This window comes from Lacticaseibacillus nasuensis JCM 17158 (genome assembly GCF_001434705.1).
In the GTDB taxonomy this organism is placed as follows: domain Bacteria; phylum Bacillota; class Bacilli; order Lactobacillales; family Lactobacillaceae; genus Lacticaseibacillus; species Lacticaseibacillus nasuensis.
The window spans coordinates 1-15,973 of sequence record NZ_AZDJ01000003.1 but is presented as its reverse complement, the minus strand read 5'-3'; the positions used below and the strand labels follow the sequence as shown (position 1 = coordinate 15,973).

Here is a 15,973-nt window from a genome sequence, read left to right as displayed (position 1 = left end):
CCTTTTTGCTTACAACTTGATGTTCCAAGCCGGAATCACACTGCCTTGATTGACCTTTTTGATCAACTTGGCAATCTTCTCGGTTTGGTAAGCCTTGACGATCTTCTGGTACGTCTTGTTGTGAACGTCTTTCTTGCGGGCGGCAATGCAGTTGATCCAAGGCTTGCTGGCCTTGGTGACCTTGGCGCGGTACAAGGCGTCGGTCGGCTTCAACTTGGCGTCGCTGGCGATACCTGAGTTGATGATGGCGAGATCGACATCCGGCAGGGCCTTTGGGATCAGGTTCGGGGCCAGCTCCTTCAGCTTGAGCTTCAACTTGTTTTCGGTGATGTCGGTGAGCGTCGGCAGGTCCTTGCTGGGGTCAACCTTGATCAGGCCGGCTTCACTTAGCAGTTGCAGGGAGCGGGTTTCGTCGGTGGAGTCGTTGGGAATGGCGATGGTGGCGCCTTTCTTAAGGCCCTTCAGGCTTTTGAGCTTGTCCGAATAGACGGCCAGCGGGGCGATGACGGTGTTGCCGATGGGCGTGAGGGTCGTCTTATGCTCCTTGTCCCAGGCGGCTAGAAACGACCGCTGCTGGGTGGCGTTAATATCCAAGTCACCGTCACGTAAGGCGATGTTGGGCTGATCGTAGTCGGAGAACTCGACGACTTTCAGGTTGATGCCGTCTTTTTTGACGTCTGCGGCAACGGTTTTCCACACACCGCCCTTGTCGGAGCCGACGATGCCGACTTTGACCGTTTTGCCGCTGCTACTACTCTTGCCGCATCCGGCCAAGCCAATCACCGCTATGCAGGCTAAGGCCACGCCTAACCACTTGAATCGTTTCTTCATGACAATTTCCCCCTTATTGATCCAAACAAAAAGACTCCCCCACTTCATAGAAGTGAGGGAGCCCACGGTACCATTCTAATTCGACCGCTAAGCGGTCCTCGACGGACAAACATCCGCGTGCAAGGTAATGGTTGCCGACCAGCGACGCCTAGCAATTGCTCAGCGCCGCCATGGTATCGTGCCATCTTCACCATTCCGCGCTACCCCGCTCTCAGCACACCGGGTTTTCTGGACAGTCTAGGAAAGGTTACTCACACGATTCTGTTTGGAAATCTGAAATTGCCATTATCTTACCACACGGGAATTTCATGTCAATCTCATTTATTGCTCATCGTGAGCCCGTGGCCGCCAGTCGGCCTCACCGTGGTGGTGCCGATGGTGGGGACCCATGCGGCGCCCGTCCCAGCGGAGCATATCGTCTTGAAAGCGCGGCGGGAACGGCAGGCGATCGTCGTCGGGGTAGGTGGTCTGCAGCTGGTCGAGCAGCTTATTCAGCAGCTGACTCAGCGTCGCTTGCTCGCTGTCGCTAAGCCCGCCGAGGATGTCCTCACTAATGGCATCATGTTGCGCCCGCCGCTTCTCGATGAGCGCCTGGCCGGCGGCAGTCAGCGTGATTTGCATCACCCGGCCGTCGTCAGGATCGGGTTGCCGGGTAATCAAGCCACGCTCCTCTAGCTTGGCCACTAAGGCAGACACGGAACTCGGCCGTATGTCGAGGGCCTCGACGATTTCGGCGTTGGTCAGTGGCTGCTTGGTGGCGAGCAGTTGCAGCACTGGCAACGGCCCGCGTTGCGCCGCCGGGGAAGCGGTGAGGCGTTGGCTAAACATCACCGCCTGGGTAAACGTCGGCTGGCGAAATAAGCGCGCAAACACTTTGAGTAACTCTTGGGTATCGTTGGTCATGAAAAAGTCTCCTTGCTGGTTAGCCTTGACTGAGCGCTCCTAACTAAGTGCCACCAGTTTAACAAGGCTAGTTCGTTTCTGTCAACAAAAACGAATTAGTTTGGTAAACGCCAGGTAAGCGAAGGAATTCTAGGAGTAAAAATGACAAGGCTTGGCGGTGGCTAGCAGGGTTAGCCCTATCGGTTGGGGTTAACGCGAGGCAAACAAAAACGACGAGCCTCCGCTGACCTTCTGAACGCTTGCGCGCCGATCTTGGAGAACTCGTCTATGGTTTGGCACCGTCAGTGATTATCGCATGTTCGGTGGGTGACGTCAACGGGCACAACATAACGGCATCGGAATATCGCTGTCCACGGCGCCCGCTTGATGAGGCGACGTGGACAGCGACGCCCAAAACTGCCACAAAAACACACCAAAGACGCCTCTGGGTGACCCCTCAGCGTCCTTGGCGTGATTGCCTGCGGGTTGCCCCGCAGCAGATGGCCGAGCCCAAGGCCGTTGCCACCTATCGCCATTGCTGGCGATGCCTTCAATTAGGATGCCCAAGCAAGCTCGGGACTTCAGCGTTGCGCTGGACCTGGCGTTGCCGCCTGCCGCGAGTTTCTTTACTCTTGGCTGTGCCTGTACCCCCTGGTGTGCCCCAGTTTTAGGGCCGTAAGCTTCGGCTGTGGAGGGCCACTAGCCCAGCGCGGGCGTTACCCGCGCCAGTAGGCAACTAGTCGTCTTACCCCGGGAATGCAGTGGCCCTACGTATGACCCCACCCAACGATAACGGACTTGTCTGACATCATGATAGCATGGTGACGTTTTCACGGTCAACAATTTAGTCGTGGTCAATTTTTAATCTATTCGTCTCGATTTTTTGCGCCTCGGTAAAGCAACACCCCCTGCGGCAGTAGGCCGCAGGGGGTGGGGTTGGTGAGGATTAGTTGGCCATACCACTGGCGTAAAGCTTGAGCTTGCCGGCGACGATGCTGTCGACGAGTTCGGGGTAGCTGACGCCTTCCGCCTCGGCCTCTTGGGGCAACAGCGAGAGCGGCGTCATGCCAGGTAGGTTGTTGCCTTCGATGACCCAAACGCCGTCGTCATTGGCGAAGAAGTCGATGCGGCCGTAATTCTGCATACCAAGCACCTGCATCGTTTGCACCGCGACGCGCTTCATTTCGTCGTGCACGGCAGCTGGCAGGTCGTGTGGCGGGGTGATGAAGTCGGTGTGGCCGGGCTGGAACTTGTGCTCGAAATCGTACCAGCCGTCATGGACCTTGATTTCGATAGCCGGGAAAGCGTGACCGTTGACCACACCCAAGGAAAACTCACGGCCGGTGATGAAGGCTTCGATGATGGCGGAATTATCAAACCGGAACACGTCGGCCAAGCCGCTGGCCAGCTCCGCGTCGTTGTGCACGATGTGGGTCCCGACGCTGGAGCCGCCGCTGGTTGGCTTCAAGACCACCGGGTAAGGGAAAGGCAACGTGTGGCCGGTGGTGCCTTGATCCCGGGTGATTTCGACGAAGGCCGCGGTTTTGATGCCGTGATACAACATGATCTCCTTGCTATATACCTTGTTCATGGTGTTACCACTGGCCAAGGCGCCGGAGCCGGTGTAGCGGACGTTGTTCAAGTCGAGGACGGCTTGGACCTTGCCGTTTTCACCGTCGCCGCCGTGTAAGGCGAGAAAAACGATGTCGGCGGCTTCGCAAATGGCCAAGACGTTCGGGCCGAAGAGCTGGGTGGTGCCGTCAGCGCGCAAGGCATTGATGTCCGCGTCGGTCAAAATGGCGTCTGAGATGTTGAGATCCTGGCTCGTGTTGGCGTCGGCAAACACCGATTCCGGCGCGGCGCCGTGCAGGTCGTAGCCGAGGAACAGGTCGATAAATGTCGCCTCATGCCCGCGTTCGCGCAAGGCGTTAGTGATGCGGTAGCCGCTAGAAAACGAGACGTTGCGTTCGGTACTGCGGCCGCCTGCTAAAACGACAATCTTCATGGGATTTCTCCTCCGTGTATGTGATAGAACCTTAAGCTTACCACAAAAGCCGCGGCTGGCCGAGGCCAGCGCCGGCTTTAACCGAAATTTAAATCGCTTACACAATTGGGCAGCCCGGTTTGAAAAGGGTACACTGGCTTCAAAGGAGGGCCGCAATGACCTACTATTATCAGCACCTCACACTGCACCATGACTACCTGATTGTGACGAATGACAATGGCGCCTTGGCATTTGTCGGCAGTCCAGACGCCGGTTTGGCCGAAGCGGGGCGGTTTGGCCTCACCTCACTGATCGACTCAGCGCTGGCGGCGCCGGCTGTGGCCGGCGTGCGGGCGTTGCTGACCGGCCAGGCGCGGCGGTACGCCGGCGCCTTGGCCTTGACGGGAACGGCGTTTCAGCAGCAGGTCTGGGCGGGGTTGCAGCAGATTCCATACGGGGCGACCTGGACGTATGGTCAGCTTGCTACTGCCATCGGCCGGCCGACCGCGGTGCGCGCGGTGGCCACGGCCGTGGGGAAGAACCCGGCGATGGTGGTGGTGCCTTGCCACCGCGTGATTCGCAGCGATGGCCAAATCGGGCAGTTTCGTGGCGGCGTGGCGATGAAGCGAGCGTTGTTGGTCCTTGAGGCCGGTGGCGTTAGCGAATTTTAATGGTCGTGCCACAATAGTCGCATCGGCGGGTTGGCCACGCTATACTAAAAGTATGCGGACAAGTTGTGCGCAGTTTATTGAGAAAGAGGCGAACACTGTGAAAATTATTGCGTATGGTGCCCGGATTGACGAGATCCCGTACATGCAGCAATGGGCCAAGGAAACCGGCAACACCCTGACCATTCATGAGGAATTGCTCGATGCATCGACCGTCGACTGGGCAAAAGGCTACGAAGGCGTCAACGCGTTACAAACGACGCCGTATTCGGCCGAGGTGTTTGCCAAGCTCCATGAGTTTGGCATTCATTATTTGGCGGTCCGTAACGTCGGCACCGACAACATCGACTTGGCTGCCGCTGCCGCCAACGACGTGAAAATCAGTAACGTGCCGGCGTATTCACCGGCTGCCATCGCCGAGTTCGCCGTGACCTTGACCTTGCAGGTACTGCGGCGTGTGGGCGAAGTCGCCGCGCGGCTACAAGCCGACGACTACGATGGCGCCACCAAGTTCATTGGCCGCGAGCTCGGTCAGCAAACCGTCGGCGTCATCGGAGCCGGCCGCATCGGTCGCACCGCCATTCGGATTTTTGAAGGTTTTGGCGCCAAGGTCCAGGCCTACGATCCCTATCCAGTGACCGATCAGGACCATCTTATCGATTACGTTGGCCTGGACGAGTTGTTGCGAACCAGTGACGTGATCGATTTGCACATTCCCGGCATTCCGGCCAATACCCACATCATCGATTCAGCGGCCATTGCCAGCATGAAGCCTAACGCGGTGTTGATCAACACGGCGCGAGGCAACCTGGTCGATACTGAGGCGATGGTGGCCGCGTTGCGTGAGCATCGGCTCGCTGGCGCCGGCATCGACACCTATGAACACGAAACCGCCGATTTGCTAACCCTCAGCAAGGAAGGCCGCTTCCACGATCCGCTGTGGGACGAGCTACTGGCGATGCCGAATGTCGTGTTGACGCCGCACATTGCCTACTACACGGAAACTGCCGTGCACAATATGGTGTACTTCTCCCTGCAACACCTCGTCGATTTTTTGACCACCGGCACCACCAGTACCGAGGTTAAGCGCACCTAGCCCCGCATTGTTTGGTATGCTAGAAGCAACGAACAAGGAGGTAGCGGGATGCGAAAATGGGTGGTCGGAATTGTGGTCGTGGCCGGCGTGGGGTTGGCCGGTTGCCAGCGCCACAGCGGACCAAGCGCCACGCATGTGTTGACCAAAATGAGCACGGCGGCGGCAGCAGTCGATTCCGGCACGATTCAGGCGCGCCAAACCGTTAAGGCCAGCGGCGAAACGGTCACGAACCGCACCAAGATGCAGTTTTCCACCGACCCGACGGTACTGCACGCCACGGTGGCAATTGGCGCGCCCAAGGTGAAGACGCAAACCATTGCGCTGTACCAAACGCAGGCCACCGCCTACGTCCAAACCGCGGGCAAGTGGTACAAGCAAAATACCGCCGACCTCGGGGTGAACGTCAAGGCGATTCAACAAACGATGACGACCAAGGCCTTCACCCAGGCTGCGGCCAAGGCGAAGGGTAAGGTCACCACCAAAGGCCACACCTATGTCGTCACCGTCAGCGGACACGGCAAGGCGCTGCGGCCGCTGGTGAAGCAGGTGTTGCGGTACGGCTCCGCCGACAACACCCAGGTCGCCGCGCAGGTGAAGGCCAGCAAGATCAAGGCGGTGACGTACACTGTCACCGTGGCGAAAAAGACCTACCTGCCGAAGCGGGTCCACCTGAGCATGACGCTGACGACGAACGGCAGCAAACTGGTGGAAACGGCCACGCAGACCTACACCCAATTGAATGCCGGCCACACGGTCACGATTCCGGCGGCGGTGCGGCAACAAGCCACCACGGCCACCACAGATCGCTAGACACCATCCGGAGAAATCGGTCAGAATTTGATCGATTTCTTTTTTATTGGCCGTCATCGAACGTTAATCCGAACGATAATCAGAAAAAGTCAAAGAATAATCAGATTTGCTCTTGCGCCGTGGCGGGGTTTTGGGTATGCTAACCTTATCAAATACGAACGAAGGAGCACATCATGGAGTCATTCTTTCATTTAAAAGCGAACAATACCCGTGTTGGTACGGAAATTGTCGCCGGTTTAACTACATTCTTCGCCATGTCCTACATTCTCTTCGTTAACCCGCAGGTCCTGTCGCTGGCCGGCATGCCGTCGCAAGCGGTGTTCATGGCGACCATCATCGCTAGCGCGGTGGGGACCTTGGTCATGGGGCTGTTTGCCAACGTGCCTTACGCCTTGGCCCCGGGGATGGGGCTCAACGCCTTTTTCACCTATACCGTGGTCTTCGCGCTGGGTTACACCTGGCGCCAAGCGTTGGCGATGGTGTTCATCTGCGGGATGATCAACATCCTGATCACCGTCACCAAGGTGCGGAAGATGATCATCATGGCGATTCCCGAAGTGCTGCAACATGCCATTGGCGGCGGGATCGGCGTCTTCATCGGCTACATCGGCTTGAAGAACGCCGGCTTCCTGCAGTTCACGTCTGATTCCAGCAATATTTTGTCGATTAACGATACGGCGTTCAAGGCCGCCACGACGACCTACAAGGGCGGGGTGACCTCCGTTGTCACCGGCGGCGGCATCGTCCCGGCGCTGACCAACTTCACGCAGTCCGGCGCCTTGCTAGCCTTGATTGGCCTGTTCATCATGGCCATTCTCGTCATCAAAAAAGTCCCGGGCGCCGTGCTCATCGGCATCGTCGTCACCACCTTGATTGGGATTCCGATGGGGGTCACCAACCTGCACTTCACCGCTTCCGATAGCCTCGGCAACTCCTTCCAGCAGTTAGGCACGACGTTTGGCGCCGCCTTCTCCGCTCAGGGGATGGGCAGCCTCTTCACCACCCCGGGTAAAGTCGTGATGTCCATCATGTCGATTTTCGCCTTCAGCTTCTCGGATACCTTCGATACCCTGGGCACCTTCATCGGTACGGGCCGGCGCACCGGCATCTTCTCCGCTGCCGACGAACAGGCCATGGAAAATGGTCACGGGTTCTCCAGCAAGATGGATAAGGCCTTGTTCGCCGATTCCATCGCAACCAGCATCGGCGCCATCTTCGGCACTAGTAACACCACGACCTACGTCGAAAGTGCGGCCGGGATCGGGGCCGGTGGCCGGACCGGGTTAACCTCCGTGGTGACCGCCGCGTGCTTCCTGATTTCCGCCGTGTTCGCCCCGCTCATTTCGGTGGTCCCGACGCAAGCCGTCGCCCCAGCCTTGATTCTCGTCGGCGTCATGATGATGGCGAGCCTCAAGGAAATCGATTGGAGCAACTTGCGCGAAGCCGTGCCGGCGTTCATGGCCTCAATCGTCATGGGCCTGGTGTACAACATCTCTTACGGCATCGCCGCCGGATTCATCTTCTACTGCCTGATTAAGATCATCGATGGCAAGATTCGCGAGATTCACCCGATTCTCGGCATCGTCACCATCGGCTTCATCCTGAACTTCATCGTGCTTGCCGTTTTGTAAGGCACGACACCAAAATGGCCGCCAGTTGGCGGCCATTTTTGCGTTAATCAAAGTCGGCTTGCGCGCTGATGCGATCGAGCAGCGCGAGCAGTTGGGTTTTTTCCGGCGGCGTGAGCGGGGCGCTGACCCGGCGTTCCAGCGCGATGAACACCGCGCGCACGGCCGTCACGAGGTCCTGGCCCGCGGGGAGCAGGTACAGCCGCTTCTCCCGGGAATTATCGGGGTCGGCGCGGCGGGTGATGAGTTGGCGCGCCTCGAGGACCTTCAAGATGTTCGTGGTGGTGGCGGCAGACTTACCCAGGTAGTGCGACAAGTTGCGCTGAATGCTGGCGGGGTGGGTCGCAATAAAGTTGAGCGTCTGGGCCTGCAAGACGTTGAGTCCGGATTGCTTTAACCGCCGTTGAATAAACTGTTGCTCCGCCTGCGTCAGGCGAAAAACGTGCTCGACGAGTTCGTCGTCAATGCCGAGTTCCATGCTGGACCTCCCTCGAGTGAATGACTAAATTTTACAAGTTTGACGTTGACAAGTCCAGTCACTGTGCCTATGATGCATAGTTGTATTTACAACTACATGAACGGAGGCATCATCATGTCATTAACGCCAGCCCAAACCGTCGCCACGCGTGAAGAATTCAAGGCCAATATTGCTAACTCAGGGCTCAGCCTAGCCGCCATCGGCCAGGCCTTGGGCACCACGGCGTCAGTGATTGCGCAAAGCGTGGACATGCATCCACGCCGGATCGAGGATAATTGGATCATTCGCGAGTACCTGTTAACGTATTTGACGGCCCATCACCTACCTGTGACGCCGTTCACCGCGTTAACCGGCGACTATCACCGGTATTGGTTCCTCGACGCCGCGACAATCGAGCGCGGCGTCATCGATTAATCCTAGGAGGGCATATATGTCAGCAATCGAAGCAATTAGTCAGTTGGTGTTATGGGAGCGCCAGGCGCGCAGCCGCGGTCTCAATGAAGAATTAGCGGCGTGCTACTGGCCGGACGGCACGGTGACGACGAGTTGGTCAAGCGGCAATGCCCGTGACACCTTCATCGGCCAACGCCCCGTTGATTACGCGCCCGCCTTGCCGCTGGTTGGCCGCTACGCCGCGCCAGTCGTCCACGTCAGTGGTGACCGCGGCTACGCGGAGCTGCCGAGCACGACGAAGCACTGGGTCGACCTTGATGGCAACGTCGCCATCGTCGAATCCTTCATGCGCCTGATTTATCGGGTCGAACGGCGGGCCGGCGAGTGGAAAATCAGCGATATGACCGCCATCGATGAAGCCGACACGGTTGCCCCGGAGATTCCTGGGACGGACCTCCACATCGACGCGGCCTTGGCCAAGCAGCAGCGGATTGCGTACCGGTGGTTGGCCTACACGCGAATCAAGGCCGGGGGCGAGATTGGTAGCGACGGCATCGGCACGGACCGGCCGGAAACGGTGGCGCCGGTATACGCCAAGGCTGAGGCGTGGCTGAACCACAAATAAATGTCTGCAGACTGCCGCTGGCGGTCTTTTTTTTGTGACGAGGCGACAGTGGCCGGCCTAGCTGAATTTACGCTGATAATGCCAAAGGTGGTACGTGAAGAAAATTGCCATGATCGTCAGCTGGGCAAAGTAGCTGGAGTCACTGCCGCCAATCACATCGTGTCCCTGCGCCGCGCGCAGTAGGATCAAAACGATGTCAACCAGTGCGATTAGCTTAAACGTGGCCGCCGAAGCGTTGGTCACGATCAAGCGGCGGCGTTCATCACCGCCGCGGTAAAGTGCGACCATCATGATCACAATCATGACGAGGCTCACCAATAATAGGCCGCCGCCAATCAGTGCTGCCAGTAACATAGGTTATTCCCCCTTGAATAAAGCGTCTACCGTCGTCCCCAGGCTCTTCGCCAGCGCGAAGGCCAGGTGCAGGGTCGGGTCGTATTTGTCATTTTCGATGGCGTTGATGGTTTGGCGCGAAACGCCGCACTGCGCAGCGAGGGCTTGCTGCGTCAGGCCACGGGCGTTGCGCAACCGTAAAATTTGATTGTCCATTCGCTGCCCTCCGCTTGTCAAAAGTATTTTACATTGCCAGCATAGCGACCTGCCGGCAATCTGTCAAATGTTTTTGACATTAAGGCCTGCCAATACTGACGCACGCAAAAACACCGCCGGCCCAGGCCGGCGGTGCGCAATCACTTAGATTACCATGGTTTTGTAGCCGCGGCCGATGAGCCAAGCGACCAAGGCGGCTAAGGCAATTGCGGCGAGGTCGAGCCACGGACTGAACACTAGGCCGCCGACGAAGATGATCAAAGCCAGGAAAATCATGCTGACAAAGACCATGGCAAAGCCAATGGCGCCGCCTTGCATGCCTTTTTGCGGCCCGAATTCTTCGGAAAACGGCAACTGCTTGGGGCCCATGCTCCGGCCGTACACCAAGGCGACCATGTACGTCAGCGCGATGCTTAAGGCCACCGGGGTGATGGCGTGCACGCCGCCAATGGCCAGGGCGACCACGGCGATGACCAACAGTAGCGGCAGGAAGATGCGGGCAAACACCGCCTTCACGATGCCGCGCAGCAAGAGCCCGGGGTGCGCCAGCGGCACGTAGCGAAAGACGCCCATCGCTTCGGGCTGACTGGAGTAGGCGAGGAACCAAATCGCTGTCGGTAGGCCAAAGATCACGCCGACGCCGAGGTAAACGAGGTAGTGGCTGGCCTGGCTAAAGCTCATGTTCCGGAGCACGTTGGCGCCGAGCACCATCGGTAAAATCAAGCCATACACCAGCTGTGGATAGACTCGCAGCTTGTACTCGCGCTCGCTTTGCAGCATGCGCCAGCCCAGCGTGAAGTAGGCGGCCTCGTCGCCGTGACCGGCAAACAACCGGCGCATCAGGCGAAAGTAGCGGCTGTTGTGGCGAATCGTGGTGCCGCTTTGGTCGAGTTTTTCCAGATATTGTTCAAAGGCCGCGGCGTGGTGGAGGTAGGCCCAGGTTAAGGCAATGGTGCCGATGAGGCTCAGCCCTGTCAGCAGGAAGGCCAAGGCGGTGAAGGTGCCATGGGCCAACAGCGGGAGGCCGGCAAACCACACAGGTAAGGCAATCAGGTACCACCAGCTGAACCCAGTGTGCAACAGGCCGCTGAAGTCGACGCTATTCGGCAACAGGTTCGGTAGCTGGGAGACCAGATAGATGCCGGCGACCAAGGCGATTTGCACGATGTTCAGGATGTTCTTCAGCTTTTCGCCGTCAAAAAAGCGTAGCACCAGCAGGTAGAACAGCAAGGCAATCATCAAGGCAAACACGCCGAGCAGCACCACGCTGATGAGCCCGGCCAGGCCAACCAGCGGGCCGAAGCGCAGCACCAGCACGATGATGGCCGGCCCGCCTTGGGCTAGCATGGTCGCCCCGAGAAACAGGGTGACCAAGCCGACACGCACGGCGTTCAGCGTCCGGTCACCGACCCCGCGCACGCCGAAGATCAGGCGGTCTTTGGGGTCTAGCAACAGCGTCGCGTAGCTGGTGAGCATCGTGAGGAAAAACATCAAAAACAAGGCGCTGGTGAAGCTGCTTAAGCCAAACATCAAGGGCAGGGGCAATGCCAGAAAAATGGCCAGCGCACCGCCAATCAACAGGTTCCATAAGAAGCTGGTCCGCAATGGATGGGCGCTGGGTTTGGCGGATTGATTGAGCCGCAAGCCCAGGCCGCCGCTGCTGCGCGTCACCAGCAGGAGTTTGGTGCTTAACAGCAGGCAAAATTGGTCGAAGTTCACCCCGCGGCGGGTCAGCCAACCGCGCCAGTGGGTCAACCACCCCAGCCCCTTTGGCAACTGGTCAGTCATGCGCGTCACCGCCCATCACCAGGTCGACGAATTCCTTGGCGCGCTGACCGTGCTCGTTGAAGCCGGTCAATTGACTAAACAACTCCTGCAACCCGGCGTTGGCGTCCACCGCCCCGGCGATGTCCTTGAATGCCCCGTCGGCTGCGACGACCCCGTCGTTCAACAGGATGATGCGATCGGACAGTTTTTGCACCACGTCCATGATGTGGCTCGAGTAAAAAATGGTCTTGCCGCGATTGCGCAGCTCCTGCAGAATCTCCTCGACGATCAGCACCGTGTTGGCGTCCAGGCCGTTCAAGGGCTCATCCCAAAACAGCAAGTCGGGGTTGTGCAAGAGGCTGGCGATGATCAACACCAGCTGGCGCATGCCCTTGGAGTAACCGGCGATGCGCCGATCAAACGCCGGGGCCAGCCCGACCACCGTGGCTAAGCCTTGCGCCTTGGCTTCGGCAACGTCGGCAGAGAGGCCGTAGACTTGTCCAATCAAGGTGAGGTATTCCCGGGCAGTCAAGGCGTCGAACACGTCGGCGCTTTCCGGCACGTAGCCGATGCGGCGCTTGTAGTCGTTGTCCTCCGGCCGCAGCGGCGTGCCGAAGAGGTTGATCGTCCCGCCGTCTTGTTGCAGCAGACCCAAGATGATTTTCACCGTGGTGCTTTTGCCCGCGCCGTTGGGGCCGATATAGCCCACGATGGTGCCGGGATCGATGCTGAAGCTAACGCCTTGCAGCACCTGTTTGTTGCCGAAGTGTTTGGTAACGTGGTCTAAGCTGATTGCTGGGGTCATGACTCGTCCTCCTTGGCTTATGTAAGCGGTCCCTATCGTGCGGGCTGTTGCCATTATGCTACTAATTGGGCGATTCGCCAAGCGGGCAATCTGGGCGAAAAAAACCGCCGCCACTCGAGGGTGGCGGCGGTCGGAAATCAATAGATTTTCATTTTGTTCAGTGGCCAGTAGCGCCAAACGACGACGGATTGAATCTTGTTCTTGGCAATGAAGCCAAAGTCGCGGCCGTCGTGGGAGACGAGGCGATTATCTCCCATCACGAAGTAGGCACCCTTGGGCACCGTGGCGCGGTGCGTCGATTGCAGGGTTTGGAGGCTAAAGTCATAGGTGAAATACGTGGCATTTTGCGCGGTCATTTCTTGAGCCATGAACTTTGACTTGAGGTAAGGTTCCTTGGTTTGCTTGCCGTTGATGTAGAGCTTTTCGTGTTTGACGGCCACCGTGTCGCCGGGCATGCCGATGACGCGTTTGATGTAGAGCTCGCCGGGCTTGTCCGGCGCGTCGATCACCACGATGTCGTTGCGGTCAATCGAATGGTGGCGCGCGGAGTAGAGGCGGTCGCCGTCTTCCAAAGTCGGCTGCATCGACGTGCCTTGCACCACGTCTTTAGAAATGACAAAGTGCATCAGCAATTGCACGCCGATGATGACGGCGGCGAATAGCACGACGACCTCTATAATGAAACGGAGTGTTCCACTTTTCTGTTCTTTCACGCTGACACCTTCCGTTGCTTAGGATTGGGTTAAATATAGCACAAGCCTTGTGAAAAATGAAAGGACGGGCACTGGGGCTTCCCCTAGGCGGTTTTGGTGGGGAGGCGGCGAGTGTGCTACACTGGTAAGAAGAATTTTCAGAAAGATAGGAGAATATCGTGAGTGTTTTAACCGTGACGCACCTGTCCCAGCGCTTCTTAGATAAGCAGCTGTACGCCGATGCGAGTTTTCAAGTGAATCAAGCCGATCACCTCGGCATCATCGGCCAAAATGGGGTGGGGAAAAGTACCCTGATCAAAATCCTGACCGGGGCGCTAACGCCCGACGCCGGCACGATCGTGTGGCAGCGCCACCTGCACGTGGGGTATCTGGACCAGTATGCCAACCTCCTACCGGGGCAAACCATTCACGACTTTCTGAAAACCGCGTTCGCCGACCTTTACGCCAAAGAGGCGAAGATGAACCAGATCTATGCCGACTACGCCGATCATCCCGACGACGAGCTGCTGGCCAAGGCCGGCGAGCTGCAACAAGAGCTCGAAGCGGCGGATTTTTATGACCTCGAAACGACCATCGACACTGTGGCGACCGGGCTGGGGCTCGATGCCATCGGGTTGGACCACCCGGTGGACGCCTTATCCGGCGGCCAGCGCTCCAAGATTATCTTGGCCAAGCTACTATTAGAGAAGCCGGATATGTTGCTGCTGGACGAGCCGACCAACTACCTCGACGTGTCGCATATCGAGTGGCTCACCGCCTGGCTGCAAGACTTTGAAGGGGCCTTTATCGTCATCAGCCATGACTTCGACTTTCTCGAAGGCGTAACCAACGCGATTCTCGACATCGAGTTTGGTCAGATCACCAAGTATACCGGCTCGCTGCACCGCGCCTTGCGCCAAAAAGAGGCCGATCACGAAACCATGCTGAAGGCCTATAACAAGCAACAAGCCGAAATCAAGAAAACCGAGGCGTTCATTCGGCGCTTCAAGGCCGGGACCCGCTCAACGATGGCCAAGTCCCGGGAGAAGCAGCTGGCGCATATGGACAAACTGACGCCGCCGGGCAACTTGATGAAGGCCAAGCTGGCATTCCCTTACACGCCGGTGGAGCGCCAGATTCTCGTCGACGTCAACGACTTGGTGGTCGGCTACGACAAGCCGTTGTTGCAGCCGGTGAACTTCTCCATCGCCCGAGACGAGGTGATTGCCTTGGAAGGATTCAATGGGATCGGGAAGTCGACATTGTTGAAAACCATCTTGGGGCAGCTGCCAGCCCTGGCCGGGGATGTCGCCGTGGCCCAAAACGTCACCTTTGGCTACTTTGAACAGGAGCTGAAGTGGGAGACGCCGCGGCAAAGCCCATTGCAGTTTTTAATGGCGAAGTATCCCGCCCTTGGCCAAAAGCCGCTGCGCCAGGTGCTGGCTCGCACGGCGATGACGCGGGACCAAGTCGACCAACCGTTGCAGACCCTGTCCGGTGGCGAGCAAAGCAAGGTGAAGTTGGCGGACCTAATGTTACAGCCGGCTAATATTCTGGTGATGGATGAACCGACCAATCACCTGGACGACGACACCAAGGCGTCCTTGCGCCGCGCGTTGCAGGAATACCCGGGCGCCGTGCTGCTTGTCTCACACGAAACCGGGTTTTACGACGATTCCTGGGTCGACACCCGAATCAACATTGAGCACCTGATTGCTCAGGCATAACCCTGGCGCCGGCCATTTGTGGTCGGCGCGTTTATTGATGCCAACTTTGCAGGGTGAACGTATAGTGGGTGGTGACCGGCAGCATGACGTGCGGATCCTGGCCTGGTGTCAGGTCGCGCGCCAACGCCTGCATTTGGCTCACGGTGATGGGGACACCAAACTCGGGCAAGACGTCGGCCAACGCCAGCGGCTCGCGCCGATCATAATTGAAGGTGCGCAGGTGAAAATCGCGTCCCGGCTGGTCGGCCCAGCGGGTGATGGCCGCCGCCAGGTGGGGGTGGCATTGCGGCACGCGCGGAATCTGCAGCGTCAACGCATTGGCCACGGCGGTGATGAGGGCGTTGACTTGTTGGGTTTGCAGGTTGATGGCCACGACTTGGCGGGTGAGGGCAGTTAACTTCGGGAGATCGGCTACCGTCAGGGTCGGCAGCTGACTGACGAAGACGAGGTCGGCGACGCCCGCTGGTAGGTCGTACCAGTCGCTGACCGTCGTCGTGAAGTTGGTGCGGTGGTGAGCGACAAGCCACTGTTGGGCTAATGCCAGCATGTTGGTGGCCCAGTCGCTCATGGCGACGGTATGGTAAGCTACACTCAATGGCAAGGCGTACCGGCCGCTGCCGGCGGCGACATCGGCGATGGTCCATTGCGGCTGCGGGTACCAATCGCGGAGTGTCGCGGTGACGTCTTGTTCAATTGGGAGCCGGGATTCGCGTTGAATCTGCGCATAGGTCGCGGCAAAGTCGTTCCAATCGTCAGCTGTCAGCATGGTGGGCCTTCCTTCATTAATGGATTGCATTCATTTTGTGCTGTTTTCATTAAGGCGTCAAATATTCTGAAAATGTAATTGACATTGATTCGGCGTGACGGTATGATATTAAAGTTGCCGATGCGGAGAAACAGCGTTGCGGCAACGCAAAATAAATTCGTGCTTGACCACGAAGGTCTCGAATGATAGACTTATCAAGTTGTCTTTTGAGACAAAGTAGTCCTTTGAAAACTGAACAAAGTTTCGTAAATGTGATAGGGCTTTTCGATTTA

At 58.0% G+C, this 15,973-nt stretch carries 17 protein-coding genes; 7 read left to right on the top strand and 10 right to left on the bottom strand.

Going from position 1 to position 15,973, the window contains the following annotated elements:
- Positions 1-9: 9 nt before the first annotated feature.
- The 3 genes from FD02_RS01835 to FD02_RS01825 form a co-directional block, all read right to left on the bottom strand.
- The gene (locus FD02_RS01835) at positions 10-831 is read right to left on the bottom strand and encodes a MetQ/NlpA family ABC transporter substrate-binding protein (RefSeq protein ID WP_056950006.1); all 822 of its coding nucleotides are present in this window, start codon (positions 829-831) and stop codon (positions 10-12) included.
- Positions 832-1,152: 321 nt separating this feature from the next.
- The gene (locus FD02_RS01830) at positions 1,153-1,734 is read right to left on the bottom strand and encodes a MarR family winged helix-turn-helix transcriptional regulator (protein ID WP_054721402.1); all 582 of its coding nucleotides are present in this window, start codon (positions 1,732-1,734) and stop codon (positions 1,153-1,155) included.
- Between the two features lie 925 nt (positions 1,735-2,659).
- The gene (locus tag FD02_RS01825) at positions 2,660-3,718 is read right to left on the bottom strand and encodes a D-alanine--D-alanine ligase family protein (RefSeq protein ID WP_056950004.1); all 1,059 of its coding nucleotides are present in this window, start codon (positions 3,716-3,718) and stop codon (positions 2,660-2,662) included.
- A 155-nt stretch (positions 3,719-3,873) separates the two neighbouring features.
- Here FD02_RS01825 and FD02_RS01820 point away from each other — a divergent pair, with 155 nt between their 5' ends.
- From FD02_RS01820 to FD02_RS01805, 4 genes are all read left to right on the top strand, one after another.
- Complete coding sequence (locus FD02_RS01820) at positions 3,874-4,368, top strand: methylated-DNA--[protein]-cysteine S-methyltransferase (protein ID WP_056950002.1); 495 nt, start codon at positions 3,874-3,876, stop codon at positions 4,366-4,368.
- Between the two features lie 97 nt (positions 4,369-4,465).
- The gene (locus tag FD02_RS01815; protein ID WP_056950000.1) at positions 4,466-5,461 is read left to right on the top strand and encodes a D-2-hydroxyacid dehydrogenase; all 996 of its coding nucleotides are present in this window, start codon (positions 4,466-4,468) and stop codon (positions 5,459-5,461) included.
- A 48-nt stretch (positions 5,462-5,509) separates the two neighbouring features.
- Positions 5,510-6,271: a DUF6612 family protein gene (locus FD02_RS01810; RefSeq protein WP_056949998.1), complete on the top strand. Its 762-nt coding sequence runs from the start codon at positions 5,510-5,512 to the stop codon at positions 6,269-6,271.
- Between the two features lie 173 nt (positions 6,272-6,444).
- Positions 6,445-7,902, top strand: coding sequence for an NCS2 family permease (locus FD02_RS01805; RefSeq protein WP_056949996.1), 1,458 nt, complete (start codon positions 6,445-6,447; stop codon positions 7,900-7,902).
- 43 nt (positions 7,903-7,945) lie between these two features.
- Here FD02_RS01805 and FD02_RS01800 read toward each other — a convergent pair whose 3' ends face one another.
- Complete coding sequence (locus FD02_RS01800) at positions 7,946-8,377, bottom strand: MarR family winged helix-turn-helix transcriptional regulator (protein WP_054723354.1); 432 nt, start codon at positions 8,375-8,377, stop codon at positions 7,946-7,948.
- 114 nt (positions 8,378-8,491) lie between these two features.
- Here FD02_RS01800 and FD02_RS01795 point away from each other — a divergent pair, with 114 nt between their 5' ends.
- Together FD02_RS01795 and FD02_RS01790 are read left to right on the top strand one after the other, a co-directional pair.
- Positions 8,492-8,791, top strand: a complete 300-nt coding sequence (locus FD02_RS01795; protein ID WP_054723355.1) for a DUF2316 family protein — start codon at positions 8,492-8,494, stop codon at positions 8,789-8,791.
- 16 nt (positions 8,792-8,807) lie between these two features.
- Positions 8,808-9,395: a nuclear transport factor 2 family protein gene (locus FD02_RS01790; RefSeq protein ID WP_054723356.1), complete on the top strand. Its 588-nt coding sequence runs from the start codon at positions 8,808-8,810 to the stop codon at positions 9,393-9,395.
- A 57-nt stretch (positions 9,396-9,452) separates the two neighbouring features.
- On the opposite strand, the gene FD02_RS01785 is transcribed toward FD02_RS01790, so the two are convergent.
- From FD02_RS01785 to lepB, 5 genes are all read right to left on the bottom strand, one after another.
- Positions 9,453-9,749, bottom strand: coding sequence for a hypothetical protein (locus FD02_RS01785; RefSeq protein ID WP_054723357.1), 297 nt, complete (start codon positions 9,747-9,749; stop codon positions 9,453-9,455).
- A 3-nt stretch (positions 9,750-9,752) separates the two neighbouring features.
- Positions 9,753-9,944 (bottom strand): helix-turn-helix transcriptional regulator, encoded by a 192-nt coding sequence (locus FD02_RS01780; RefSeq protein ID WP_056949994.1) that lies wholly within the window; start codon positions 9,942-9,944, stop codon positions 9,753-9,755.
- Positions 9,945-10,088: 144 nt separating this feature from the next.
- Entirely contained in the window at positions 10,089-11,732 is a 1,644-nt protein-coding gene (locus FD02_RS01775; protein WP_056949993.1) for a hypothetical protein, read from the bottom strand.
- Complete coding sequence (locus FD02_RS01770; protein ID WP_056949990.1) at positions 11,725-12,516, bottom strand: ABC transporter ATP-binding protein; 792 nt, start codon at positions 12,514-12,516, stop codon at positions 11,725-11,727. The genes FD02_RS01775 and FD02_RS01770 overlap by 8 nt, the downstream gene beginning before the upstream one ends.
- 137 nt (positions 12,517-12,653) lie before the next feature.
- Positions 12,654-13,229, bottom strand: a complete 576-nt coding sequence (lepB, locus tag FD02_RS01765; RefSeq protein ID WP_054723360.1) for a signal peptidase I — start codon at positions 13,227-13,229, stop codon at positions 12,654-12,656.
- A gap of 158 nt (positions 13,230-13,387) precedes the next feature.
- Between lepB and FD02_RS01760 the strand changes: the two genes are divergently transcribed.
- Positions 13,388-14,935: an ABC-F family ATP-binding cassette domain-containing protein gene (locus FD02_RS01760; protein ID WP_056949988.1), complete on the top strand. Its 1,548-nt coding sequence runs from the start codon at positions 13,388-13,390 to the stop codon at positions 14,933-14,935.
- A 31-nt stretch (positions 14,936-14,966) separates the two neighbouring features.
- Here FD02_RS01760 and FD02_RS01755 read toward each other — a convergent pair whose 3' ends face one another.
- Positions 14,967-15,701, bottom strand: coding sequence for a class I SAM-dependent methyltransferase (locus tag FD02_RS01755; RefSeq protein WP_054723361.1), 735 nt, complete (start codon positions 15,699-15,701; stop codon positions 14,967-14,969).
- Between the last annotated feature and the right edge of the window lie 272 nt (positions 15,702-15,973).